The sequence below is a fragment of the Paracoccus sp. 22332 genome (assembly GCF_052045125.1).
Classification (GTDB): Bacteria; Pseudomonadota; Alphaproteobacteria; order Rhodobacterales; family Rhodobacteraceae; genus Paracoccus; species Paracoccus haematequi_A.
Genome location: NZ_JBQEOI010000009.1, coordinates 94,588 through 118,462, shown reverse-complemented (window position 1 = coordinate 118,462; position 23,875 = coordinate 94,588). Strand labels below are relative to the sequence as shown.

27 protein-coding genes and 1 tRNA gene are annotated in these 23,875 nt (G+C 67.9%); 12 read left to right on the top strand and 16 right to left on the bottom strand.

What is annotated here, in order from left to right:
• Nucleotides 1-22: 22 nt before the first annotated feature.
• From ccmB to ACTJI6_RS12315, 7 genes are all read right to left on the bottom strand, one after another.
• A complete protein-coding gene (gene ccmB / locus ACTJI6_RS12345; protein WP_440801093.1) occupies nt 23-679 on the bottom strand; it encodes a heme exporter protein CcmB in 657 nt (218 codons plus the stop codon).
• Nucleotides 676-1,302, bottom strand: coding sequence for a heme ABC exporter ATP-binding protein CcmA (ccmA, locus tag ACTJI6_RS12340; protein ID WP_440801092.1), 627 nt, complete (start codon nt 1,300-1,302; stop codon nt 676-678). The genes ccmB and ccmA overlap by 4 nt, the downstream gene beginning before the upstream one ends.
• The gene (locus ACTJI6_RS12335) at nt 1,299-1,652 is read right to left on the bottom strand and encodes an Mth938-like domain-containing protein (protein ID WP_440801090.1); all 354 of its coding nucleotides are present in this window, start codon (nt 1,650-1,652) and stop codon (nt 1,299-1,301) included. Before ACTJI6_RS12335 ends, ccmA begins: the two co-directional genes overlap by 4 nt.
• Complete coding sequence (gene secF, locus ACTJI6_RS12330) at nt 1,652-2,632, bottom strand: protein translocase subunit SecF (protein WP_440801088.1); 981 nt, start codon at nt 2,630-2,632, stop codon at nt 1,652-1,654. The genes ACTJI6_RS12335 and secF overlap by 1 nt, the downstream gene beginning before the upstream one ends.
• 10 nt (nt 2,633-2,642) lie before the next feature.
• Nucleotides 2,643-4,307 (bottom strand): protein translocase subunit SecD, encoded by a 1,665-nt coding sequence (gene secD, locus ACTJI6_RS12325; protein ID WP_440801086.1) that lies wholly within the window; start codon nt 4,305-4,307, stop codon nt 2,643-2,645.
• A 36-nt stretch (nt 4,308-4,343) separates the two neighbouring features.
• Nucleotides 4,344-4,679: a preprotein translocase subunit YajC gene (gene yajC / locus ACTJI6_RS12320; RefSeq protein ID WP_440801085.1), complete on the bottom strand. Its 336-nt coding sequence runs from the start codon at nt 4,677-4,679 to the stop codon at nt 4,344-4,346.
• Nucleotides 4,680-4,834: 155 nt separating this feature from the next.
• Complete coding sequence (locus ACTJI6_RS12315) at nt 4,835-5,419, bottom strand: LysE family translocator (protein WP_440801084.1); 585 nt, start codon at nt 5,417-5,419, stop codon at nt 4,835-4,837.
• Between the two features lie 90 nt (nt 5,420-5,509).
• On the opposite strand from ACTJI6_RS12315, the gene ACTJI6_RS12310 reads away from it, so the two are divergent.
• Nucleotides 5,510-5,962: an Lrp/AsnC family transcriptional regulator gene (locus ACTJI6_RS12310; RefSeq protein WP_440801083.1), complete on the top strand. Its 453-nt coding sequence runs from the start codon at nt 5,510-5,512 to the stop codon at nt 5,960-5,962.
• Here the strand turns inward: ACTJI6_RS12310 and ACTJI6_RS12305 are convergent.
• A complete protein-coding gene (locus ACTJI6_RS12305) occupies nt 5,959-7,125 on the bottom strand; it encodes a M20 aminoacylase family protein (protein WP_440801081.1) in 1,167 nt (388 codons plus the stop codon). The two genes, ACTJI6_RS12310 and ACTJI6_RS12305, sit on opposite strands and share 4 nt — an antisense overlap.
• 61 nt (nt 7,126-7,186) lie before the next feature.
• On the opposite strand from ACTJI6_RS12305, the gene mazG reads away from it, so the two are divergent.
• Nucleotides 7,187-8,005, top strand: a complete 819-nt coding sequence (gene mazG, locus ACTJI6_RS12300; protein WP_440801079.1) for a nucleoside triphosphate pyrophosphohydrolase — start codon at nt 7,187-7,189, stop codon at nt 8,003-8,005.
• Between the two features lie 59 nt (nt 8,006-8,064).
• Here mazG and dusA read toward each other — a convergent pair whose 3' ends face one another.
• The 5 genes from dusA to ACTJI6_RS12275 all read right to left on the bottom strand — a co-directional run bounded on the left by dusA (nt 8,065) and on the right by ACTJI6_RS12275 (nt 11,942).
• Nucleotides 8,065-9,048: a tRNA dihydrouridine(20/20a) synthase DusA gene (gene dusA, locus ACTJI6_RS12295; protein WP_440801077.1), complete on the bottom strand. Its 984-nt coding sequence runs from the start codon at nt 9,046-9,048 to the stop codon at nt 8,065-8,067.
• Nucleotides 9,049-9,078: 30 nt separating this feature from the next.
• Nucleotides 9,079-9,153: transfer RNA gene (locus ACTJI6_RS12290), tRNA-Val, on the bottom strand.
• Between the two features lie 57 nt (nt 9,154-9,210).
• On the bottom strand, nt 9,211-9,537 hold the full coding sequence (locus ACTJI6_RS12285) for an HU family DNA-binding protein (protein ID WP_440801076.1): 327 nt from the start codon (nt 9,535-9,537) through the stop codon (nt 9,211-9,213).
• 141 nt (nt 9,538-9,678) lie between these two features.
• The gene (locus ACTJI6_RS12280) at nt 9,679-11,541 is read right to left on the bottom strand and encodes a DEAD/DEAH box helicase (RefSeq protein WP_440801075.1); all 1,863 of its coding nucleotides are present in this window, start codon (nt 11,539-11,541) and stop codon (nt 9,679-9,681) included.
• 149 nt (nt 11,542-11,690) lie between these two features.
• Nucleotides 11,691-11,942, bottom strand: a complete 252-nt coding sequence (locus tag ACTJI6_RS12275; RefSeq protein WP_103172693.1) for a DUF2312 domain-containing protein — start codon at nt 11,940-11,942, stop codon at nt 11,691-11,693.
• Between the two features lie 112 nt (nt 11,943-12,054).
• On the opposite strand from ACTJI6_RS12275, the gene ACTJI6_RS12270 reads away from it, so the two are divergent.
• On the top strand, nt 12,055-12,279 hold the full coding sequence (locus ACTJI6_RS12270; RefSeq protein WP_126155052.1) for a hypothetical protein: 225 nt from the start codon (nt 12,055-12,057) through the stop codon (nt 12,277-12,279).
• Nucleotides 12,279-12,734 (top strand): D-aminoacyl-tRNA deacylase, encoded by a 456-nt coding sequence (dtd, locus tag ACTJI6_RS12265; RefSeq protein WP_440801073.1) that lies wholly within the window; start codon nt 12,279-12,281, stop codon nt 12,732-12,734. The genes ACTJI6_RS12270 and dtd overlap by 1 nt, the downstream gene beginning before the upstream one ends.
• Here dtd and ACTJI6_RS12260 read toward each other — a convergent pair.
• A complete protein-coding gene (locus ACTJI6_RS12260; protein WP_440801071.1) occupies nt 12,724-13,683 on the bottom strand; it encodes a calcium-binding protein in 960 nt (319 codons plus the stop codon). The genes dtd and ACTJI6_RS12260 overlap by 11 nt on opposite strands.
• Before the next feature lie 488 nt (nt 13,684-14,171).
• On the opposite strand from ACTJI6_RS12260, the gene ACTJI6_RS12255 reads away from it, so the two are divergent.
• Nucleotides 14,172-15,401 carry a DEAD/DEAH box helicase gene (locus ACTJI6_RS12255; protein ID WP_440801114.1) on the top strand — a complete coding sequence of 410 codons (1,230 nt, stop codon included), beginning with the start codon at nt 14,172-14,174 and terminating at the stop codon, nt 15,399-15,401.
• A gap of 73 nt (nt 15,402-15,474) precedes the next feature.
• Here the strand turns inward: ACTJI6_RS12255 and ACTJI6_RS12250 are convergent, their stop codons facing one another.
• Nucleotides 15,475-16,662, bottom strand: coding sequence for a multidrug effflux MFS transporter (locus ACTJI6_RS12250; RefSeq protein ID WP_440801069.1), 1,188 nt, complete (start codon nt 16,660-16,662; stop codon nt 15,475-15,477).
• A gap of 138 nt (nt 16,663-16,800) precedes the next feature.
• Between ACTJI6_RS12250 and ACTJI6_RS12245 the strand changes: the two genes are divergently transcribed.
• The 7 genes from ACTJI6_RS12245 (at nt 16,801) to ACTJI6_RS12215 (ending at nt 22,865) form a co-directional block, all read left to right on the top strand.
• Nucleotides 16,801-17,373, top strand: coding sequence for a thymidine kinase (locus ACTJI6_RS12245; RefSeq protein WP_440801067.1), 573 nt, complete (start codon nt 16,801-16,803; stop codon nt 17,371-17,373).
• Nucleotides 17,374-17,463: 90 nt separating this feature from the next.
• Complete coding sequence (locus ACTJI6_RS12240) at nt 17,464-18,609, top strand: D-alanyl-D-alanine carboxypeptidase family protein (protein ID WP_440801065.1); 1,146 nt, start codon at nt 17,464-17,466, stop codon at nt 18,607-18,609.
• Nucleotides 18,609-19,205, top strand: a complete 597-nt coding sequence (gene tmk, locus ACTJI6_RS12235; RefSeq protein WP_440801064.1) for a dTMP kinase — start codon at nt 18,609-18,611, stop codon at nt 19,203-19,205. The genes ACTJI6_RS12240 and tmk overlap by 1 nt, the downstream gene beginning before the upstream one ends.
• Entirely contained in the window at nt 19,202-20,308 is a 1,107-nt protein-coding gene (locus ACTJI6_RS12230) for a DNA polymerase III subunit delta' (RefSeq protein WP_440801062.1), read from the top strand. Before tmk ends, ACTJI6_RS12230 begins: the two co-directional genes overlap by 4 nt.
• Nucleotides 20,309-20,311: 3 nt before the next feature.
• Entirely contained in the window at nt 20,312-21,109 is a 798-nt protein-coding gene (locus ACTJI6_RS12225; RefSeq protein WP_440801060.1) for a TatD family hydrolase, read from the top strand.
• Nucleotides 21,106-21,924 (top strand): MBL fold metallo-hydrolase, encoded by an 819-nt coding sequence (locus ACTJI6_RS12220; protein ID WP_440801059.1) that lies wholly within the window; start codon nt 21,106-21,108, stop codon nt 21,922-21,924. The genes ACTJI6_RS12225 and ACTJI6_RS12220 overlap by 4 nt, the downstream gene beginning before the upstream one ends.
• Nucleotides 21,921-22,865, top strand: coding sequence for an AEC family transporter (locus ACTJI6_RS12215; protein WP_440801058.1), 945 nt, complete (start codon nt 21,921-21,923; stop codon nt 22,863-22,865). The genes ACTJI6_RS12220 and ACTJI6_RS12215 overlap by 4 nt, the downstream gene beginning before the upstream one ends.
• Before the next feature lie 56 nt (nt 22,866-22,921).
• Here ACTJI6_RS12215 and ACTJI6_RS12210 read toward each other — a convergent pair whose 3' ends face one another.
• On the bottom strand, nt 22,922-23,872 hold the full coding sequence (locus ACTJI6_RS12210; protein ID WP_440801057.1) for an ABC transporter permease: 951 nt from the start codon (nt 23,870-23,872) through the stop codon (nt 22,922-22,924).
• Nucleotides 23,873-23,875: the final 3 nt, after the last annotated feature.

The window sequence follows — 23,875 nt, the reverse complement described above, 5'->3', positions numbered from 1 at the left end:
TTGGTCGCGGCTCAAGCCCGGTTCACCGCAGATTGACCCGCAGCGCGGCGGCTGCGGCGAAAGGTATCACCGCCAGCACCCCCGCCGTGATGCCCGCCAGGAACAGAAGCGGCGTTCCCGTGTCGCCGCCTTCCTGTCCGCGCCGGATCATCTCGGTCCCGAAGATCAGCGTAGGGATATAGAGCGGCAGGACCAACAGCGACAAAAGCAGCCCCCCGCGCCGCAGCCCCACGGTGACGGCGGCGCCGAACGCCCCCAGCATCGACAGCGCGGGCGTGCCCAGCAGCAGGGATGTCAGCAGCGCCGGGACCGCCGCGCCGGGCAGGTGCAGCAGGATCCCGAACAGCGGCGCGGCGACGATCAGCGGTAGGCCGGTGGTGATCCAATGCGCCAGCGCCTTGACCGCCACCGCGCCCTCCAGCGGCAGGGGCGAGGTCGCCAGCAGGTCCAGGCTGCCGTCCTCGTGATCCAGGGCGAAGATGCGGTCCAGCGACAGCAGGCAGGCCAGCAGCGCGCCCAGCCACAGGATGCCCGGCGCAATGGGTTGCAGCGCGGCGGTGTCGGGTCCGACGCCGAAGGGCACAAGCGCGCAGAGGATCAGGAAGAAGGCCACGCCCAGACCGAAGCCGCCGCCGGCGCGGATGGCCAGACGCAAATCGCGGCGCAGCAGGGCGATCATGCGAAAGCCTCGTTGAAGCCTGCCGGGCGGGCGGCGCTGTCCGCCCTGGCGCGGTATGGCGTCAGGTCCAGCACGCCGGCATCCAGACCCAGGTCGATATGGGTGGCGATCAGCGCCGCCCCGCCCTGCGCCAGATGCCCCCGCACCATCGCGGCGAAGCGCGCGACGGACGCCGCGTCCAGCGACACGGTCGGTTCGTCCAGAACCCACAGCGGACGGCGCGCGACCATCAGCCGGGCCAGACCCAGGCGCCGCTTCTGACCCGCCGACAGCGCCGCCGCCGGGCGGTGGGCCAGACCCGTCAGATCCATCGCCGCGATCGCGCCCGCCACATCGCCGCCGCCGAAGACCTGCGCCCAGAAGGCCAGGTTTTCCGTCACCGTCAGCGCGCCTTTCAGCCCGTCGGCATGGGCGGCATAGGCCACGGCGTCGTCCGGCATCTCGATCCGGCCCGCGACGGGGGGTTGCAGCCCCGCGACCGCGCGCAGCAGCGTGGTTTTGCCGATACCGTTCGGGCCGCGCAGGATCAGCGCCTGGCCTGCGTCCAGGGTAAAGGACACGCCCTCGACCGTCCGCAGCCCGCCGCGCGCGACGGCCAGATCCTGGACGGCCAGCAGGGTCACAGGGGCAGCAGGGCGCAGGCGACGCGCCGCCCCTCGGACAGGGTGACGTTATAGGTGCGCGCGGCGGTGGGCGAGGCCATCGCCTCGACCGCCACCCCCACCGCTTGCAGGGCGGCGACCAGATCGGCGGGGGCATGGGCGACATCCGCCCCCATGCCGATGAACAGCACGTCCACCCGACCGGCAAGCGCGGTCAACGCCGCGCGGTCGTCCAGCCCGCCCCAGGATTCGGCGCCCGCCGCCGTGACAAGCACCGCGCCCTGCACGACCTTGCCGCCGACCCGGAAGAACCCCGGCCCATAGCCGTCGACGGGCACGGACCCGCCGAAATCGCTGGGCGTCAGCTTCATCAGGGACGTTCCGCGTTTTCAAAGGGCGAGGCCGCCAGCTTCGGATCCTTCTTGGACCAGTCGCGTTTGACGCCCAGCCACAGCACGATGTTCTTAGCGACATAGATGGTGGAATAGCAGCCGACCACCACGCCGAACAGCATGGCGATCACGAAGTCGCGGATCACGTCGCCGCCGAAGATCAGCATCGCGGTCAGCGCGATGGCGGTCGTCACGGCGGTCATGATGGTGCGCGACAGCGTTTCGTTGCAGGTCAGGTTCATCAGGTCGATCAGGGGGCGCGTCTTGTATTTCATCAGGTTTTCCCGCAGCCGGTCGAACACCACGACCGTGTCGTTGCAGGAAAAGCCCAGCGTCGTCAGCAGCGCGGCAATGGTGGTCAGGTCGAATTTCAGCTGGAACAGCGAAAACAGCCCGACGGTCAGCAGCACGTCATGGATCAGCGCCACCACGCAGCCGATGGCGAACTGCCATTCGAAGCGCAGCCAGATATAGGCCATGATCCCCAGGCAGGCCGCGCCCACGGCATAGAAGGCCGTCTGGATCAACTCGCCCGAGACCTTCGGCCCGACCGATTCGACCGAGGCGAAGACGATCTGCGGATCCACCTGATGCAGCGCGGCCTCGATCTGGTTCAACTGCTCGGGGCTGACGGATCCTGTCTCATCGGTGGTGCCGATGCGGATCATCGCGACGTGGCGGTCGGCGCCGAAGCTGGGGTCGAAGACCTCGGTGATGGCCAGATCGCTGAAACCCAGGTCGTTCAGCGCGTCGCGGTAATCGCCCACCTCGAAGGCGGTCGCGCTTTCGGTGCGGATGGTGGTGCCGCCCTTGAAGTCGATGCCGAAGTTCAGCCCCATCACCGCGATCAGCAGGACGGAGATCGCCATCGCCACGGCCGAGATCCCGAAGGTCAGCCACTGCCAGCGGAAGAAGTTGAAGTTGGTGTTGTCGGGGACGAGTTTCAGACGGAATGCCATTGCGGTCCCCTTACAGGATCAGTTCTTTGGGCTTGCGCCATTCCAGCCACCACACGATCATCAACCGGGTCAGGAAGATCGCCGTGAAGACCGAGGTGACAAGCCCGATGGTCAACGTCACGGCGAAGCCCTTGACCGGGCCGGAACCCAGGAAGAACATCACCGCCGCCGCGATGAACGAGGTGACGTTGGCGTCGATGATCGCGCTCATCGCCTCGTCGAAGCCGTCGCTGATGGCCTTGGCGACCCGCTTGCCCGCGCGCAATTCCTCGCGGATGCGTTCATAGATGATGACGTTGGCGTCCACCGCCGTGCCGACGGTCAGCACGATCCCGGCGATGCCCGGCAGGGTCAGCGTGGCCCCCATGATCGACATGATCGACAGGATCAGGATCACGTTGGCGATGACCGAAATCGAGGCGAAGGCCCCGAACAGCCCATAGCTGGCGATCATGTAGGCGACCACCGCCGCCGTCGCGATCACGGACGACAGGCGCCCCGCGTCGATGCTGTCCTGGCCCAGTTCCGGGCCGATGGTGCGTTCTTCCAGGAAATCCAGTTGCGCGGGCAGCGCGCCGGCGCGCAGCAGCACGGCCAGCTGGTTCGCACCGTCGAAATCCATGGAGCCGGAAATCTGGCCCGATCCGGCGGTGATCGCCTGCCGGATCACCGGGGCCGAGATCACCTTGTTGTCCAGCACGATGGCGAAGGGCTGGCCGATATTGGCGCTTGTATAGGCGCCGAACTTGCGCGCGCCGGTCGGGTTGAAGCGGAAATCCACCGCAGGCATCCCGTTCTGGTCGGTCGAGGGAACGGCGTCGGTCAGTTCCTCGCCGGTGACGACGGGGCTTTCCTCCAGCGTGTAATACAGGCCCTCCTGTTCGGCCGAGGGCAGGATCACCTGGCCAACGCCGGGACGCGCCTGCGGGTCGGTGCCGGTGGCCACGACGGAATTGAAGGTCAGCTTCGCGGTGGTGCCGATCAGCGATTTCAGTTCCTCGGCCGAGCCGATGCCGGGCACCTGGATCAGGATGCGGTCGGCGCCCTGGCGCACGATGGTCGGTTCGCGGGTGCCGACCTCATCGACGCGGCGGCGGATGATCTCGACGCTCTGCTGGACGGTGCGGTCGTCGGTCACGGCCTTTTCGGCGTCCGACAGCTGGATGGTGATGGTGTTGCCCTGCTGCTGGATCGCCAGGCTTTGCTGGCCCGCGCCGGTCAGGGTGGTGACGGGGGTCGAAAAGCCGCGCACGATCTCGATGGCGCGGGCGATGCGGTCGGCGTTCTCGACCTCGATCTTCAGCGTGCCTTCGGGGGACGGCAGGCGGCGGACCGCCCCGAGCGTCGCGCGTTCGTCGGCAAGCGCCCGGCGCAGTTCGGGCCACAGCGCGTCCATGCGCGCCTTGTAGACCTCGGCCACGCGGACCTCGCCCAACAGATGCGCGCCGCCGCGCAGGTCAAGCCCAAGCGCCACCAGCGAACTGGGCAGCCAGCCCGGCCAGCCGTCGCGGGCGGCGGCAAGCTCGGGCGTCTCGACGCCGGTCTTGGCGATCTCGGCCACGGCGTCGTTATGGGATTCGACCCTCTGGTAGAACATGTTGGGCACGGCAAAGCCGATGCCGAGGACGCACAGCCCGATGATGAGAATGCGTTTCCAACGGTCGATCTGAAGCATCTTCGCCGAAGCCCTTGAAAGTGATTGTGAAAAGGATCAGCCGTTGGCGGCGACAGGCTCGGTCCGGCTGACCACCTGGGACACGGTAGCGCGCACGATGCGGACCTTGACGCCGGTTGCGATCTCGACCTCCAGTTCGTCGTCGCGGGCCGAGACGACCTTGCCGATGATGCCGCCCTGAGTGATGATGTGATCGCCCTTCTTCAGCGCCGCGACCATGTCGCGATGCTGTTTGACCCGCTTCTGCTGAGGGCGGATCATCAGGAAATACATGATCGCGAAGATCAGGATCAGCGGGATGAACTGCATCAGGGCAGCGCCGGGGGCGGCGCCGCCTGCGGCGGCCTGGGCATAAGCGGGGGTGACGAACATGGCTATCCTCTCGGCTGTCATGGCGGTGGACCCCGCCCGAATTGGCGCGCAACCTATCGCCGCCATCCCTGCTTGGCAAGGAAGCCCGGCCGCGCGCGGGACCGCGCGGGCAAACAGGATCGTGAGCGCCGCCCGAGGCCGAGGCCTCCGTTGTCCTACAGCACCACTGGCAGCATCGACAGCACCAGCAACGCGGCCATCGTCGCGTTGAAGGCCCGCAACCGGCCCGGACGGTCCAGCAGACCCTGCAATCCCTGCCCGGCGGCTGCCCATGCCGCGACCACGGGCAGGTTCACCATGGCAAAGACCGCTGCCACGACCAACGGGCCGCCCACCCCCGCCGCATAGGCCGACAGCGCGCCAAGCGCCATCGCCCAGGCCTTCGGGTTGACCCATTGGAAGGCGGCCGCGCCCAGAAAGCCCAGCGGACGGCCCTGCGCATCGGCGGGGGACGGCGGCGCGGCCGTGGCGATCTTCCAGGCCAGCCACAGGACATAGGTCAGGCTTGCCCATTTCAGCGCCCCGGCCACGGCAGGGCTGCCCGTGACGATCCGGTCCAATCCCAGCCCCAGGATCCCCACCATGGCGCCGAATCCCAGCGACACCCCCAGCAGATGCGGCACCGTCCGGCGCAGGCCGAAATTCGCGCCCGAGGCCATCAGCATCATGTTGTTCGGCCCCGGCGTGGCCGAGGTGACGAAGGAAAAGCCCAGCAGGGCCAGCAAAATCTCGGCAGTCATCGCATCTTCTCCGCGTCGGGCGCAACGATAGCGCGACAATGGCGGATAATTGTTGCAAAGATGGTTGTATCCTTCAAAGTAGTGCAATTCATGAACACGGACGACCGGATCAACGACCGCATCTTGCGCGAACTGTCGCGCGAAGGGCGGCTGCCGAATACGGAACTGGCCGCGCGGGTGGGCCTGTCGCCCTCGGCCTGCCTGCGGCGGGTGCAGGATCTGGAGCGGCGCGGGATCATCGCGGGCTATCGCGCGGTGATCAGCCCCAGGGCGCGGAACATCGGCTTTGTCGCCTATGTCGCCGTGGGCCTGGCGCGCCATGCCAACGACGCGCAGAAGGCGTTCGAGCGGACATGCCTTGCCGCGCCCGCCGTGCGCGAATGCCACAACATCACCGGCACGATGGAATACCTGCTGCGGGTCGAGGTGGCCGACCTGGCCGCCTACAAACAGTTCCATGCCGATGTGCTGGGCGCCTTTCCCTGGATCGCCACCATCACCACCCATGTGGTGATGGACAGCCCCAAGGACGAACGCGCCTAGCGCGCCACCGGCTGCGCGCGTTCGACCAGCCGGGCGAAGAAGCTGGCCCCGATGGGAGAGATCGCGTCGTTGAAGTCATAGGCCGGGTGGTGGACACTGGCCGTGTCGCCCTGGCCGATGAACAGATAGCAGCCGGGCCGCGATTGCAGCATATAGCTGAAATCCTCGGCCCCCATCTCGCGCCCCGCCTCGCCCGAAATATTGTCGGCACCGACGATTTCCCGCGCGACCTGGACGGCGAAGTCGGTCTGGGCGGGGTCGTTGACGGTGGCGGGATAGCCCTCGACGTAATCCAGCCGGATCGTCACGTCATAGGCAGCCGCCTGGCCTTCGCAGATCTGCGTCATGCGGCGGCGCACCATCTCGCGCACATGGGGGGCGAAGGTGCGGACCGTGCCGCAGACATAGGCCGTGTCCGGCACGATGTTGTCGGCGCTGCCCGTGTGGATCTGCGTGACCGACAGCGCCAGGTCTTCCAGCGCATAATGGTTGCGGCTGGAGATGGTCTGGATCGCGCTCACCACCGCCACCGCCGCGACGACGGGATCGGCGGTCAGATGCGGCATGGCGCCGTGGCCGCCCCGGCCCTGGACATGGATCTCGAACGTGTCGACGGCGGCCATGATCGGACCGGGCGTGGTGTTCATCACCCCCACCGGCAGGCCGGGGCTGTTGTGCATCGCAAAGACCCGTTCGATCCCGAAGCGGTCCATCATACCGTCCTGCACCATCGCCTGTCCGCCGCCGCCGTTTTCCTCGGCCGGCTGGAAGATCAGCGCGACGCGGCCCGCGAAATTCCGGGTTTCGGCCAGATAGCGCGCGGCGCCCAGCAGCATGGTCGTGTGCCCATCATGGCCGCAGGCGTGCATCCGCCCCGGCACGGAAGACGCGTAGTCGAGGCCGGTCGCCTCGTCCATCGGCAGGGCGTCCATGTCGGCGCGCAAGCCGATGGTGGGGCCGGGCCCCTGCCCCTCGATGATGCCGACGATGCCCGACTGGCCGATGCCGTCGTGGATCTCGTCCACGCCGAAGTCGCGCAGGCGTTCGGCCACGAAGGCCGCAGTGCCGTAGCAGTCGAAGCCCAGTTCGGGGTGCTGGTGCAGGTGGCGCCGCCACCGGGTCATGTCGTCGGAAAATTCGGCGATGCGGTTCAGGACGGGCATGTGGACTTGACCCCTGCGCTGTGGCAATGGCCCATCAGGACAGAAGCGAAGGGAAATCGCAATGACCGAACCGACCCGCCGCGACGCTGGGGCCGAGATCGCCCGCCTCATCGACATCATGGCGCAGTTGCGCGACCCCCGAACCGGCTGCCCCTGGGACATCGAGCAGGATTTCGCCTCGATCGCGCCCTATACGATCGAGGAAGCGCACGAGGTCGCCGACGCCATCGACCGGCAGGCCTGGGGGGAACTGCCGGGCGAACTGGGCGACCTGCTGTTGCAGGTGGTGTTCCACGCCCAGATGGCCCGAGAGGCGGGGATGTTCGATTTCGCCGATTGCGCGGCGGCGATTTCCGACAAGCTGATCTTCCGCCACCCGCATGTCTTCGGCGACGAATCCCGCGACAAGTCCGCCGAACAGCAGGTCAGGGACTGGGAGGCGATCAAGGCCGTCGAACGCGCGGGCAAGGCCGAACGCGGCACGCTGGACGGCGCGGCCCTGGGCCTGCCCGCCCTGACCCGCGCGATCAAGTTGCAGAACCGCGCCGCCCGCGTGGGCTTCGACTGGCCCGGCCCCGCCGACGTGCTGGAGAAGATCGTCGAGGAAACCGCCGAACTGGTCGAGGCGCGCGACACGCTTGGCCCTGACGCGCTGGAGGAGGAATTCGGCGACCTGCTGTTCGTGATGGCGAACCTGGCGCGGCATCTTAACGTCGATCCCGAACAGGCGCTGCGCCGGGCCAATGCGAAGTTCACCCGCCGTTTCGGCGCCGTAGAGGCGTCGCTTGCCGCCGAAGGGCGCCGCCCCGAGGACAGCGACCTGGCCGAGATGGATCGTCTGTGGGATCAGGCCAAGGCTGCGGAACGGGCGGCCGAGTAAGGGGGCTTTGCCCCCGTCCCTGCGGGACTCCCCCAGGGTATTTGGCAAAGAAGAAGCGGTCAGGCCGCCAGTTGCGTGACCTGGCGCAGGGCGGCGTCGTAGACCTCGATTCCGCCTTTCGACGCGCCTTCGGACAGGGTGCGCTTCCAGCCGCGCGCGCCGGGCAGCCCGTGGAACAAACCCAGCATATGCCGCGTGATCTGGTGCAGCCGCCCGCCCGCAGCCAGATGGCGCGCGATATAGGGGCGCATGGCGTGGGCGACCTGGTCTGGCGTGCCGAAGGGGGGCGCGTCGCCCCAGAGGGAATCGGCCCGGCCCAGGATGTCCCAAGGCTGGTGATAGGCCGCGCGCCCCACCATCACGCCGTCCATGGCTTGCAGGTGATCGCGCACCTGATCGAGGCTACCGACGCCGCCGTTGACCGACAGGTGCAGGTCGGGGAATTCCTGCTTCATCCGGTGGACCAAAGGATAATCCAGAGGCGGAATGTCCCGGTTTTCCTTGGGGCTGAGACCTTGCAGCCAGGCCTTGCGGGCATGGATGGCGATGCGGCGGATCCCGGCGGCGCGCATTCGGGCCAGGAAAGCGGGCAGCACATCCTCGGGGATCTGGTCATCGACGCCGATGCGGCACTTGACCGTGACCTCGACCGGGCTGACCTCGATCATCCGGGCCACGCAATCCGCGACCAGATCGGGCGTCTTCATCAGCACCGCGCCGAAGCAGCCCGATTGCACCCGATCGCTGGGGCAGCCGACGTTCAGGTTGATCTCGTCATAGCCCCAATCGCCTGCGATCCGCGTGGCCTGCGCCAGGTCCGCCGGATCCGAACCGCCGATCTGCAAGGCCAAGGGATGTTCGGCGGCGTCGAAATCCAGCAGCCTGGGCCGGTCGCCATGGATGATCGCCGGGGCCGTCACCATTTCCGTATACAGCAGCGCGCGGCGCGACATCAGGCGGTGAAAGACCCGGCAATGCCGGTCGGTCCAGTCCATCATCGGCGCGACGGACAGCAATGCGGCGTCTGTGACAGAGGTTTTCATGATCCGCCGAAGACGCGCACAAGGGAAGGATGGTGGGTGATAACGGATTTGAACCGCTGACATCTTCGATGTGAACGAAGCGCTCTACCGCTGAGCTAATCACCCGTGGGCGCAGCATCTAGCAGGGGCCGACGGTGATCGCAAGGGCGAATCGGTTCGATTTCAGTCCGCCGATGGCTGGGCGGATTGGCGGATGGTGGACGGGCGGCGGCGCAGGCGCAGGGTGATGATCTCTCCTCCACGCTGGTCGCGTTCCAGGTTGACGCGGGCGCGGCCCAGGGGCGGGACGGCCAGCGTCTCGCCCGCCGACAGGGCCTTGCCGAGTTGGGCCAGCGTAGCCTCGATGATGGGACGGGCATCGGCCTTTTTCGCGCCGCTGGCGGCGACGACACGGTCCACGAAATCCTTTTTCTGAAGGACATGCGCGGGCTGGGGATTTCGGGTCGGCGTCGACGGCTCGTCGTCCCGGGAAGAAACACGCTTAATCATCACATTCCACCAAAAAAAGACAAGATACGGCTTCAGCGTGAGACTTGTTTGACCCAAGGTCAACATTATTCTTAACCAAGATCAACTCTTGACCGAAGAAGCCTGCGCGTCAATTCCGATGCGCAGGCCGTTTTTCAGGGGTCAGTCCCTGTGTTTGCGGGCACCTTTCTTGGGTGCGGCGAACTTGCCGCGATCCTTGCCCGCGGGCTTCGGCGAACCATTCTGGAAGGCACCCGCCCTGCCGGTCGTGGCGCCCTTGGTGGCGGGCTTGGCCTTGGCGCGGTCCTCGGCTGTCCAGCGGGGTTTCTTGGCCCGGACAGGGGCGTCTGCCTCGGTCTCTTTCTCTTTGGCGCGGGCGGGCCGTTTCCAGTCGCCCTCCGCCTTCCGAGGCGCGCGGGGTTCCGCCGGGCGGGGCGCGCGGTCCAGGTCGGGTTCGCCATCCAGGCGGCGCATGGTCAGGCCCGGCTCAAGTTCCAGCGTCTTGCCGAAACGGCCCGCCTGCGCCACGGCGATCTGCACGAAGCTTTCATCCTGGCGCACGCGGATGGCGCCGATGGCGTCACGGGTGATGCCGCCGCCGTCGCAAATCTTGGGCAGCAGCCAGCGCGCCTCGGCCCGGCCGGTATGGCCGACGGAAAGCTCGAACCAGACCGCCTCGCCGAAGGGCGGACGTTCGCGGGGGGCGGCAGGCGCGCGGTCCTGCAGGACCGTCAGTTCCTCGGGCGCGGGGCGGCCCTCGCGCCACAGGCTGATGAAGGCCTGGGCCAGACGTTCGGGTCCGAAGCGGTCCAGCAGCATCCGCGCCATCGCGCCGTCGTCGTCATCGCCCTCCTTCAGGGCGGGATGATCCAGCATCCGCGTGTCGTCCTGCGCCCGAACTTCGTCGGCCGAGGGCGCCGGACCCCATTCGGCCTCGACCCGCGCGCGCTTCAGCAGCATCTGCGCCTTGCGCACCTCGGACGGCATGACGATCAGGGCCGAGACACCCTTGGCCCCCGCCCGCCCGGTGCGGCCCGAGCGATGCAGCAGCGTTTCGGAATTGGTCGGCAGATCGGCGTGGATCACCAGTTCCAGCCCCGGCAGGTCGATGCCCCGCGCCGCCACGTCGGTCGCGACACAGACCTGCGCCCGGCCGTCGCGCAGGGCTTGCAGGGCGTGGGTGCGTTCCTGCTGGCTGAGTTCGCCCGACAGCGCCACGGCCTTGAAGCCGCGATTGGCCATCCGGGCCAGCAGGTGGTTCACATTGGCCCGCGTCTTGCAGAAGATGATCGCGGTCCGCGCCTCGTGCAGGCGCAGAAGGTTGAAGATCGCGGGTTCGCGGTCGCGGGCGGCGACGTTGAAGGCGCGGTATTCGATGTCGACATGCTGGCGCGATTCGCCCTGGGCCATGATCCGAAGCGCGTCGTTCTGGAAGGTCCGGGCCATCTGTTCGATGGCCGGCGGCACGGTGGCCGAGAACATCAGCGTGCGGCGCTGTTCGGGCGCGGATTGCAGAATGAATTCCAGATCCTCGCGGAAGCCCAGGTCCAGCATCTCGTCCGCCTCGTCCAGGACGGCGACGCGCAGGCCGGTCAGATCCAGCGATCCGCGTTCGATATGGTCGCGCAACCGGCCCGGTGTGCCGACGACGATATGGGCGCCCCGGTCCAGGGCGCGGCGTTCCGTGCGGTAATCCATGCCACCCACGCAGGTGGCGATGCGCGCGCCCGCCTGTTCGTAGAGCCAGCCCAGTTCGGCGGCGACCTGCAGCGCCAGTTCTCGGGTGGGCGCGATCGCCAGGCCCAGGGGCACGCCCGCGTCGGGCAGCGCGTCGCCGTCCAGCAGTTGCGGCGCGATGGCCAAGCCGAAGGCCACCGTCTTGCCGGATCCGGTTTGCGCCGAAACCAGCATGTCGCGGCCCGCCGCGTCGCTTTCCAGAACCGCCTGCTGAACCGAGGTCAGGCTGGCATAGCCCTTGGCCGCCAAGGCCGCAGCCAGCGGCGCGGCTATCGTATCGTTTGTCATGTCATCGCCAGAATGGGGGTGCCGAACACCCGAGTGAGGGCACCGCGATCCTTGCGACAGACATCTCCCGTGGTCCGTCGCGCCGGAAATCCGAGGCCGAAAGGGCGCTTCTAGACAGACCGGCGGCAGAAGTCAAAGGAAATGGGCCGTCAGCCCATGCCAAGCGCCTGCTTGTACATTTCCAGGATCGCCTCTTCTTCGGCGATATCGTCGCGGTCGCGCTTGCGCAGGGCCACGATCTTCTTCATCACCTTGGTGTCATAGCCGCGTGCCTTGGCTTCGGCCATCACCTCTTTCTGGCGTTCGGCGATGTCCTTCTTCTCGGCTTCCAGTTGCTCGAACTGCTCGATGAACTGGCGCAGCTCGTCGGCTGCCACGCTGTAGGCCTGATCGTCCATCATCGTTTCCTTCCGTTTGGTCCTGCCCGTTCCTTGGCGGCACCTGTTAGGCGGTCTTGCCGCGCGGCGCAATCGCCGCTAGGGCGCGGGGCGGAAACATGGCGGGGATGATCCGATGACGGTCTTCGACGGGTTGATCTGGGGCGGCGCGGCGCTGACGCTGGCGGGAGTCGCGGCGCTGATCTGGTGCATCCTGACGGTGGCGCGGGCGCGCAGGGCGGGGCTGGACGACGCCGCGCTGCGCGACCGGATGCGGCCGGTCCTGGCGGTCAACATGGGTGCCCTGGCGGCGTCGATGATCGGGCTGCTGCTGGTCATCACCGGGATCGTGCTGGGCTGATGCGCGCCCTGGTCCAACGCGTCACCGAGGCTTCGGTCCAGGTGGACGGCGCCGTCATCGGCCGAACGGGGCCGGGGCTTCTGGTGCTGGTCTGCGCGATGGCGGGCGATGCCGAGGACGCCGCCGACAAGCTGGCGCTGCGCGTGGCCAAGCTGCGCATCTTCCGCGACGATGCGGGCCGGATGAACCGATCGCTGCTGGACATGGGCGGCGGCGCCCTGGTCGTCAGCCAGTTCACGCTGGCCGCCGACACGCGCACCGGCAACCGCCCCGGCTTTTCCGCCGCCGCCGCGCCCGATGACGGGCAGAGGCTTTACGAACGCTTTGCCGCCAGCCTTGCGGCGCAAGGGATCGCGGTCGAGACCGGCAGCTTCGGCGCCGACATGGCCGTGCGGCTGGTCAATGACGGGCCGGTGACGATCTGGCTGGATACGGCGGACCGCGCTACAGGATAAAGTCGGTCGCGCCCAGGCGGATCGCATCGTCGATCCAGATCTCGAAATCGGCGGTCCTGTTGCCGTTCACGTCGCCGCGCAGCAGAATGCCGTCCGCCGTCTTGACATACCACAGCGAATGGGCGGCCGCCGCAGTGCCCGCGAAGGCAAAGGCCTGGTTTCCGGCGCGCGACAGGTTGGCGTCGATCAGCGACAGGTCGATGTCGTCCTGGCCCGTCCGGAATTGCAGGATGCTGTCGCGCTGCGATCCGACGGCGGTGTCGGTTCTGGCGCGGAAGACGAACACGTCGCGCACCGCATCGGCCCCGCCATACATCTTGTCGCGGCCCGCCCCACCTTCCAGCATGTCGCCGCCCGTGCCGCCTTCCAGCAGGTCGTTGCCCGCGGCCCCGAACAGCCTGTCGTTTCCGTCGCCGCCTTGCAGGCGGTCGCTGCCGGACCCGCCGCTGAGCGCGTCGTGGCCGGCGCCGCCGATCAGGGTGTCGTTGCCGGCGTGGCCCCAGATCCGGTCATTGCCCGCCCAGCCTTCGAAACGGTCGTTGAACGCGCTGAGATTGACGGTGTCGTCTCCCGCCATCATCTTCGCAAGCACAGCCCGGTCGTCCGCATTCCCATAGGTCAGCGCGGCCTTGTAGATGCTGGCCGCCGAGACGGAAAAATTCTGGGCCGACCAGATTTCGGGACCGTAATATCCCTCCTCCACCAAGGCGGTGACGGTTCCCCCGACCACATCGCCCCAAGCGTTGAAGCGCATGCCGTTGCCCAGAAAGGTGATGATCGTGTCGGCGTAACCGTCCCACCCGTTGATCAGGTAAGCATCCTGATAGACCTTCCCGCCATATTGGAAGCCGATGTTGTCGTAGAACGCGTCTTCATAGAAATTGCGGGAATAGAAGTTCAGGTCGATGGCAAGGCTGTCGACCTTATAGTGGGCTGTGACGGTCGTCATGGCGATTTCCTGGCAAAGCGGTAACGAGTGCAAAAACAACAAGGCTGTCCCAGTTTGACACCGTTCCCCGGACTGCGCGACAGGAATCGTTAATCATCGTTAACGCGTCATGGGCGGTCCCGAGAGACGATCCTGCTTGACTTGCGCGTCCCCAGGCCCCATCTGGGCCATGCCGATGCCTGCTGCCGCGTGAGCAGCCGCGATTTTCGCCCCAAGGCCCGGCACCATTCCAGTTTCCCATTCACGCGGGGAGGCTTGCGGGCACCCTATCGCGCCCGCATCCCTGCTGATCGCCGCGCATCGGACGCGGCCATGGCCTTGCGTCCGATACGGGGGACGCGGGGAACGAGAGTTTGATGGACAACAACAATACCCGCCGCCCTGCCCGCGGCCAAAAGCCCCGCCCCCGCAACCTGCCCAACTTCGACGCGAACGAAGGCCGCCGGGCGCCCGCGCGCGATCCGCTGCCGACCGGCCCCTTTGCCGACATGGGCATCGATCACCGCATCAACGCCAATATCGCGGCCATCGGCCTGACCAAGCCGACGCCGATCCAGGACCAGGCGATCCCCTCGGTCGTCGAGGGGCGCGACGTGCTGGGCCTGGCGCAGACCGGCACCGGCAAGACGGCGGCCTTCGGCCTGCCGATGCTGACCCGGCTGATCAAATACGGCAAGAAGCCCGATCCCCGCACCTGCCGGGCGCTGATCCTGGCCCCGACGCGCGAACTGGCCACCCAGATCGCCGCCAATATCGACGCCTATGCCGAGGGCACGCCGATCCGGTCGTTCCGGGTCGTGGGCGGCGCCTCGATCAACGTGCAGACCGAGCGGCTGTCGCGCGGCGTCGACGTGCTGATCGCCACGCCGGGACGCCTGATGGACCTGATCGAGCGGCGCGCGATCAGCCTGGAAGCCACCACCTATCTGGTGCTGGACGAGGCCGACCAGATGCTGGACATCGGCTTCATCCACACGCTGCGCAAGATCGCGCGGATGCTGCCGCGCGACCGCCAGACGCTGTTGTTCTCGGCCACGATGCCGAAGCTGATGGAGGAACTGGCCGACACCTATCTGACCGATCCGGTCCGGGTGGCGGTGAACCCTCCGGGTCAGGCCGCCAAGAAGATCGAGCAGGGCGTGCATTTCGTCACTCAGGGCGACAAGGCGACGCTGCTGGCGGAATACCTGGCCAAGCATCCGGGCGAACTGGCGATGGTCTTCGGCCGCACCAAGCACGGGTCCGAAAAGCTGGCCAAGCTGCTGGAGAAATGGGGCTTCGCCGTCGCCGCGATCCACGGCAACAAGTCGCAGGGCCAGCGCGAGCGCGCCCTGGACGCCTTCCGCAAGAGCCAGACGCAGGTGCTGGTGGCGACCGACGTGGCGGCGCGGGGGCTGGACATCCCCGAGGTGGCGCATGTCTATAACTACGACCTGCCGAACGTGCCGGAAAACTATGTCCACCGGATCGGACGGACCGCGCGCGCGGGCCGCGACGGCCGCGCCGTGGCCTTCTGCGCGCCTGCCGAGGTCGGCGAACTGCGCGCCATCGAAAAGGCCATGAAGGCGCCGATCCCGGTGATCGGCGGCGAGGCGCCGGTCGGGCCGATCCCCTCGGCCCGTCCCCAGGGCGGCGGGCGCGGCAAGCCGATGGGGGCAGGCGCGAACAAGCGTCCGGCGCGGCGTCCGTCGCGGCAGCCGAAAAGCCGGCAGGCGTAACGCAAAGGGGCGGCCTTGCCCCTTGGGTATTTGGACAAAGAAGAAGCCGCAGGGATCGCCCCTGCGGCTTTTCCTATGCCAGGCGCAGGCGGGGCAGCGACAGGGCGGCGGCGCGCCAGGCCAGCGCGGCGCACAGCGCGATGGCCGCGACCATGCTGGCGGCGCTGTTGTCCATGAAGGGGCCCGTCAGCGCGATCATCACGCCTCCGGTCAGCATCTGGAACGTGCCGCCCAGGGACGAGGCGAGGCCGGCGATGTCGGGATGGGGGTCCAGAGACATCACCATCGCCGTGGGCATCACCAGGCCCAGACAGGCATTGCCGAGGAACAGCCCCGCCATCACCACCGGCAGCGCGTCGAGGCCCAGCCAGACGATCAGCGCCAGCGCGATCATCGCCGCCGCGAAGCCGGTGATGGCAAGCGAGATCACCCGCTCCATCCCGTATCGCTGCGCCATCGGCCCCGCGAATTGCGAGGCGCTGAAAAAGCCGATCGCATTGGCCGCGAAGGCCAGCGAGAAGCCCATCGGCGACAGTCCGTATTGCCGGGTATAGACGAAGCTGGCGGACGAGATGAACACGAAGAAGCTGGCCATCCCGAAGCCGCCGATCATGGTCAGCCCCATGAAGCGCCGGTCTGTCAGCAGCCGCCGCGCCCCCGACAGCATCGGCGCCAGGCTGACCGGGCGGCGATGTTCGGGGGCCAGCGTTTCGGGCAGGACGAACAGGATCAGGGCCAGGCTGACCAGGGCGGCGACGGCCAGGACGGCGAAGATCTCCCGCCATCCGCCCCAGGCCATGACCAGCGATCCGGTCAGAGGCGCCAGCATGGGCGAGACGGCGATGACGATCATGATCGTGGACATGACGCGGGCGGCCTGGGGGCCGGTCGCCACGTCGCGGATCACCGCGCGGGGCACCGCCATCAGCGTGGCCGCCCCCAGCCCCTGGACGGCGCGCGCCGCGATCAGCCAGCCGATGGTCGGCGCCAGCGCCGCGCCCACCGTGGCGGCGGTGAAGATCGCCACGCCGACCACCAGCGGCGTCTTGCGCCCTAGGGCGTCGGCCATCGGGCCATAGATCATCTGCGCGATGCCGAAGACGATGAAATACGAGGTCAGCGTCAGCGCCGCCCCGGCCTCGGTCGTGCCCAGGTCGGCGGCCACCTGCGGCAGGGCGGGCAGATACATGTCGATCGCGAAGGGACCGACGGCGGAAAGCACGCCCAGCACAAGGGCCATGCGGAACAGGGGATCGCGCATCGAGAAACCTGATTGTCCAAAGAAGAAGGCAGCGCGGAATCGCGCTGTGGGATTCGCCCGCCGCCTGCGGGTTTTTGCCAGCTTGCGCAGGGCGGCGCAACCCTTGCCGCCACCCTGTCCCGGCGTTATGGGGCGCGGATGGCCAAGCTGTATTTCCATTACTCGACTATGAACGCGGGCAAAAGCACGCTGCTGTTGCAGGCGTCCTACAACTATCGCGAACGGGGGATGGGGACGCTGCTGCTGACGGCCGCGCTGGACAGCCGGGCGGGTCATGGCGTCATCGCCAGCCGCATCGGCATCAGCGACGCGGCGCTGACCTTCGATCCCGCCACCGACATGGCCGCGCTGATCCGGGATCGCAGCGCGGATTGCGCCTGCGTCTTCGTGGACGAGGCGCAGTTCCTGACCCCGGCCCAGGTCTGGCAACTGGCCCGCGTGGCCGACGACCTGCATATCCCCGTCATGTGCTATGGCCTGCGCGTCGATTTCCGGGGCGAGCTGTTTCCCGGCTCTGCCGCGCTGCTGGCCCTGGCCGACGACCTGCGCGAGGTGCGCACCATCTGCCATTGCGGCAAGAAGGCCACCATGGTCATCCGCCGCGACGATCGGGGCCGCGCGATCACCGAAGGCGCGCAGGTGCAGGTGGGCGGCAACGAAACCTATGTCTCGCTGTGCCGCCGCCACTGGCGCGAGGCGACCGGGAACTGAGCATCAAATCTCGCGGAATGCGTGTGGCCCGCGTTGCGACGGGCGGGGGCTTGCTGTAACCATCAGCCCCAAACAGGCAAAGGATTTTCCATGCGTGCTTTCCTGCTGCGGCTGATCGCCCTTCTTTCGCTGGCCGCGCCCGTGCAGGCGTTCGAGACCACCGCGACCTCGGCCTGGGTCTATGACGTGAATACCAGCACGGTGCTGATGGCCAAGAATGCCGACGTGCCTATCCCGCCCGCCTCGATGTCCAAGCTGATGACCCTGTACATGGTGTTCGAGGCGCTGGAAAACGGCCGTCTGAAGCTGACCGATACCCTGCCCGTCTCGACCAAGGCCTGGCAGATGGGCGGGTCGAAGATGTTCGTGGAACCGCGCGACACGCCGACCGTGGAACAGCTGATCAAGGGCGTGATCGTGCTGTCGGGCAACGACGCCTGCGTGGTCCTGGCCGAAGGCCTGGCGGGAACCGAGGAAGCCTTCGCCCGCCAGATGACCGAACGCGGCAAGACCCTGGGCCTGAAGCATTCGGTCTTCAAGAACTCGACCGGCTGGCCCGCCGAGGGCCATGTCATGTCGGCCGAGGATCTGGGGATTCTGGCGATGCACCTGATCCACGATTTCCCGCAATATTACGACGACTTCTCGATCACCGAATTCCGCTACATGGACCGGGTGCCCTCCAACCGCTTCAACCGCAACCCGCTGCTGCGGCTGGACATCGGCGCCGACGGGCTCAAGACGGGGCACACGCAAGAGGCCGGTTACGGCCTGGTCGGATCGGCCGTGCAGGACGGGCGCCGGGTGATCTTCGTGATCAGCGGACTGGCCAGCGACACCGCGCGGGCCGAGGAATCCGAGCGTATCGTCAACTGGGCCTTCCGCCAGTTCAGCATGGAAACCCTGGTTCCCGCCGGAGAGACCGTGGTCGAGGCGCCGGTCTGGCTGGGCACCCGGTCGCGCGTGGGGCTGACCACCAAGGACGGCGTGAACGTGCTGCTGCCCGCCGGGTCCAGGGATCAGGTCAAGGTCGAGGCGGTCTTCGAATCGCCGATCCCCGCCCCCATCGCCAAGGGCGATCAGATCGGCCGCCTTGTCGTGTCGGTTCCGGGCACCCAGGACGCCATCACCCCCTTGCTGGCGTCCGAGGACGTGCCCGAGGCGGGTTTCGCGGGCCGCATGAAGGGCGCCGTGATGCGCCTGGGCCACAAGGCGGTCGAAGCCGCGGGCCTTTGATGTTCATCAGCTTCGAGGGGATCGACGGCTGCGGCAAGTCCACCCAGGCCCGGCTGCTGGCCGATGCGCTGCGGGCCGAAGGGCGCGCGGTGGTCCTGACCCGCGAACCCGGCGGCAGCCCCGGCGCCGAGGAAATCCGCCGCCTGCTGGTGGAAGGCACGGGCGAACGCTGGTCGGCCGAGACCGAATGCCTGCTGTTCACCGCCGCCCGCCGCGACCACCTGGAACGCACCATCCGCCCGGCCCTGGCGGCGGGGCAGACCGTCGTTACCGACCGTTTCGCCGATTCCACCCGCGTTTATCAGGGCGCGGCGCGTGGCGACCTGCGCGCGCTTGTGGACCGGATGCATGACCTGGCCATCGGCGTCGAACCCGACCTGACCTTCGTCATCGACCTCGACCCGGCAACCGCGCTTGGCCGGGGGACCGCGCGCGGCGGGGCCGAGGATCGCTTCGAAAGCCTGGGGCTGGATTTCCAGCGGCGGCTGGCCCAGGGGTTCCGCGCCCTGGCGCAGGAATTCCCGGCCCGCGTCCGGCTGATCGACGGCAGCGGCGGCCCGGATGACGTCGCCGCCCGCATCCGGGCCGCGCTGTGAAAACCGATCCCGACGACATTCCCGAACCCGACCGCGTTCCCGGGGCGCCGCATCCGCGCCACACGGATCGCGTGATCGGCCAGGATGCCGCCATCGCCGAATTCATGGAGGCCGCACAAGGCGGGCGGCTGCACCATGCCTGGCTGCTGACCGGCCCGCGCGGCGTGGGCAAGGCCACGCTGGCCTGGGCCATCGCCCGCTGGATGCTGTCGGGCGCGACCGGCCTCTTCGGCGCGGCGGACAGCCCCGAGGCGCGGCGCATGGCCGCGCTGTCGGAACCCCGCCTGCATCTGGTGCGCCGCCCCTGGGACGACAAGGCGGGGCGGCTGTCCGCGCAGATCACCGTCGATGAAATCCGGCGGCTCTTGTCCTTCTTCCATCTCTCCGCGGCCGAGGGCGGGCGCCGCGTCGCCATCATCGACGCCGCCGACGACATGAACCCCGCCGCCGCCAATGCCCTGCTGAAGGTGTTGGAGGAACCGCCCGCCGACGCGCTGATCCTGATGATCGCCCACCAGCCTGCGGGTCTTCTGCCGACCATCAGGTCGCGCTGCCGCACGCTGCGCCTGTCGCCGTTGAATCCCGCGCAAATGGGCAGCGTCCTGTCCCATCTGGGCATCGACGAGGATGCCGAGGCGCTTGCCGCCCTGTCCGACGGCTCCGTGGGCGAGGCGCTGCGGCTGGCGGGGCAAGGCGGCCTCGACCGCTATCAGCAGCTTGTGGACCTGATCGGCACCCTGCCCCGGCTGGACCGACCCCGCGCGGCAGCCTTCGCGGATGGCGCGGCGGGACGCGCGGGGGCCGATGGCGATCCCTTCGATCTGACAATGACGGTCCTGGACCGCTTCCTGACCCGCACCGCGCGGGCCGGGCTGATGGGTCCGCCCCTGCCCCAGGCCGCGCGGGGCGAGGGCGCGCTGCTGGCCCGCATCTCGCCCGACGACCAGGCCGCGCGGGCCTGGGCCGAGGCGCAGGCGCGGCTGTCGGCGCGGGCGCGGACCGGGCGGGCGGTCAACCTTGACCCTGCCGCCCTGGTGATGGATATGCTGATCGAACTGGCGCATCTGCCGCCCGCGCGATCCGCCCCGCCAGCCAAAGGTTGATCCATGTCCCAAGCCGGGCTTCCCCCGATCGTCGACAGCCATTGCCATCTGGATTTCCCCGATTTCGACGGCGAACACGACGCCCTGATCGACCGCGCCCGCACGGCGGGCGTCACCCGCATGGTGACGATCTGCACTCGCCTGCGCCAGGAACCCCAGGTCCGCGCCCTGGCCGAACGGTTCGACGGGGTGTTCTACGCCGCCGGAACCCACCCGATGAGCGTGGCCGAGGAGCCGATGGCGACGCTGGACCAGCTTGTCACCCTGGCCGAACACCCGAAATTCGTGGGCATCGGCGAAACCGGCCTCGATTACCACTACACTGCCGAAAGCGCGGTCCAGCAGGCCCAAAGCCTGGCCGTCCATATCGAGGCCGCGCGCCGCACCCGCCTGCCGCTGATCATCCATTCCCGCGACGCCGATGCGGACATGGCCCGTATCCTGACCGACGAACACCGCGCGGGCGCGTTTACCTGCGTGATGCACTGCTTCACCTCCGGCGCGGCGCTGGCGCGGACGGCGCTGGATCTGGGCTTCTACCTGTCGATCTCGGGCATCGCGGCCTTCCCGCGTTCGGCGGACCTGCGGGCGATCTTCGCCGCCGCGCCGCGCGACCGCATCCTGGTCGAGACCGACAGCCCCTATCTCGCCCCGCCCCCGCATCGCGGCAGGCGCAACGAACCGGCCTATGTGGCGAAAACCGCCGCCATCCTGGCCGATGCGCTTGGCATGGACTATGCCGCCCTGGCCGCGCAGACCACGGCCAATTTCGACCGGCTGTTCTGGAAGGCGGCGGCATGATCCGCGCCACGATCCTGGGTTGCGGATCGTCGGGCGGGGTGCCGCGCCTGGGCAACCGCTGGGGGGATTGCGACCCGTCCGAACCCAGGAACCGCCGCCGCCGCTGTTCGCTGCTGGTCGAACGCCCCGGACCCCAGGGCACCACCCAGGTGCTGATCGACACCGGCCCGGACCTGGTGCCGCAGCTGCTGGATGCCAATGTCGCGACGCTGGACGCGGTGGTCTATACCCACGCCCATGCCGACCATATCCACGGCATCGACGATCTGCGGCAGGTCGCCTATAACGCCGGGCGGCGCGTCCAGGCCTGGGCCGACATGCCCACCTCCGAGGCTCTGCTGGAACGCTTCGGCTATATCTTCGAAACCCCGCCCGGCAGCTATTACCCGCCGATCTGCGACCTGCACCTGATCGACGGCCGCATCGCCGTCGACGGTCCCGGCGGCCCGGTCACGCTGATCCCCTTCCGCGTCCAGCACGGAGAGATCACCGCCTTGGGCCTGCGCATCGGCGGCCTGGTCTATCTGCCCGACGTGTCCGACATCCCCCACGCCGCCTGGCCGCTGATCGAGGGGGCCGAGGTCTTCGTCTGCGACGCCCTGCGCCCGCAGCCCCATCCCAGCCACGCCCACCTTGCCCTGGCCCTGGACTGGATCGCCCGGTCCGGCGCGCCGCGCGCGGTGCTGACCAACATGCATATCGACATGGACTATGCCACGGTGGCGGCCACGACGCCCGGCCATGTCGCCCCCGCCTTCGACGGCATGGCGATCGAGGCCAGCGCTGACAGCCCCGACCACCCCGCCGCGCTATGAGCGCGCTGTTCAACATCATCGTCCCGGTCTTCCTGATCGTCGGCTTCGGCTATCTGGTGGCCTGGCGCGGCATCTTCCGCGAAGGCGCCGTGGACGGGCTGATGGTCTTTGCCCAGAACTTCGCCGCGCCCACGCTGCTGTTCGCGTCCATGTCGCGGCTGGACCTGGGGACGGAATTCCGGCCCGCCCTGCTGCTGCCCTTCTATATCGGCGCATTCTCCAGCTTCTTCATCGGCTGGGCGGGCACGCGCGTCCTGTTCCGCCGCCCGCCGATGGACTGCGTGGCGATCGGCTTCACCTGCCTGTTCTCCAACAGCCTGCTGCTGGGAATCCCGATCATGGAACGCGCCTATGGCCCAGACTCGCTGTCGGGCAATTGGGCGATCATCGCGATCCACTCGCCGCTGCTCTATACCTTCGGCATCACCTTCATGGAGTTCACGCGCGCCCATGGCAGCGGGTTGTCGGTGGGTGGGGTCGCCCTGCGGGCCATGACGGGCGTGCTGCGGACACCCTTGGTGATCGGCATCCTGACCGGCATGACCATGAACGTGCTGCAACAGGCGGGCCTGGTCATGCCCGAGGGATTCTGGGCCGCCGTGGACATGATCGCCGGCGCCGCCCTGCCCGCCGCGCTGTTCGGGCTGGGCGGGATCCTCTATCGCTATCGCCCCGAAGGCGACACGGGCGCCATCGCGATGTGCTGCGCCTGTTCGCTGCTGATCCATCCGGGCATCGCCTATGGCCTAGGCCGGATCACCGGGCTGGACGACGCGGGCCTGCGGTCGGCGGTGATGACGGCGGCCATGGCGCCGGGCGTGAACGCCTATCTGTTCGCGAACCTCTACGGCGCCGCCAAACGGGTCGCCGCCACCACGGTCCTTGTCGGCACGGCCGTCTCGGTCCTGTCGATCTGGATGTGGCTGGCGATCCTGCCCTGATCCTTTGCCTTGTCCCAAGTATCCTCGGGGGGTCCGGGGGCGAAGCGCCCCCGGCCTTATCGCGGGGTCACGCCCCGAATCCGTTCCGACCTGCGCCGCAACAACTCGACCGTGGTCAGCAGCGCGATGGAAAAGATCACCAGCAGTGTCGCCACCGCCAGGATCGCGGGCGAGATCTGTTCCCGGATGCCGTTCCACATCTGCCGGGGGATGGTCTGCTGGTCCGGCCCGGCGATGAACAGCACCGCCACCACCTCATCGAACGAGGTGACAAAGGCGAACAGCGCGCCCGAGATCACGCCCGGCAGGATCAGCGGCATGGTGACGCGGAAAAACGTCGTGCGCGGATTGGCCCCCAGGGACGCCGCCGCCCGGTTCAGCGACTGGTCGAACCCCACCAGCGTCGCCGTGACGGTGATGATCACGAAGGGAATCCCCAAGGTCGCATGGGCCAGGATCACCCCCAGATAAGTGCCCGCCAGCCGCCCGCAATTCGTGGGCAGGCCGACGATGCCCAGCAATTCGCAGGGGTTCGAATAGAAGAAGAACATCCCCGTCGCCGTGATGATCAGCGGCACGATCATGGGAGAGATCAGGATCGCCATGATCGCCCGGCGGAACGGCATCTCGGGGCGCGACAGGCCCAGGGCCGCCAGCGTCCCCAGCACCGTCGCCACGATGGTCGAGGCCACGCCGATGATGATCGAGTTCTTGGCCGCCTGCACCCATTTGGCGTTGGCCCAGGCATCCGACCAGAAGGCCCAGCCGCTGGCGTCCGGGTTCTGCATACCGAAGGTCAGCAGGCTGCGATACCATCTCATGCTGTATCCGTCGGGATCGAAGGACCGCATCTTGTCGGTGAAGGTGAAATACGGCTCGGCGTTGAAGGACAGCGGGATGATCACCACGATGGGCGCGATCAGGAAGAAGAAGATCAGCCCGCAGATCACCAGATAGGCGTAATGCCAGACGCGCTCCAGCGGGGTTGCATAGGTCGGAACAGCCATGGA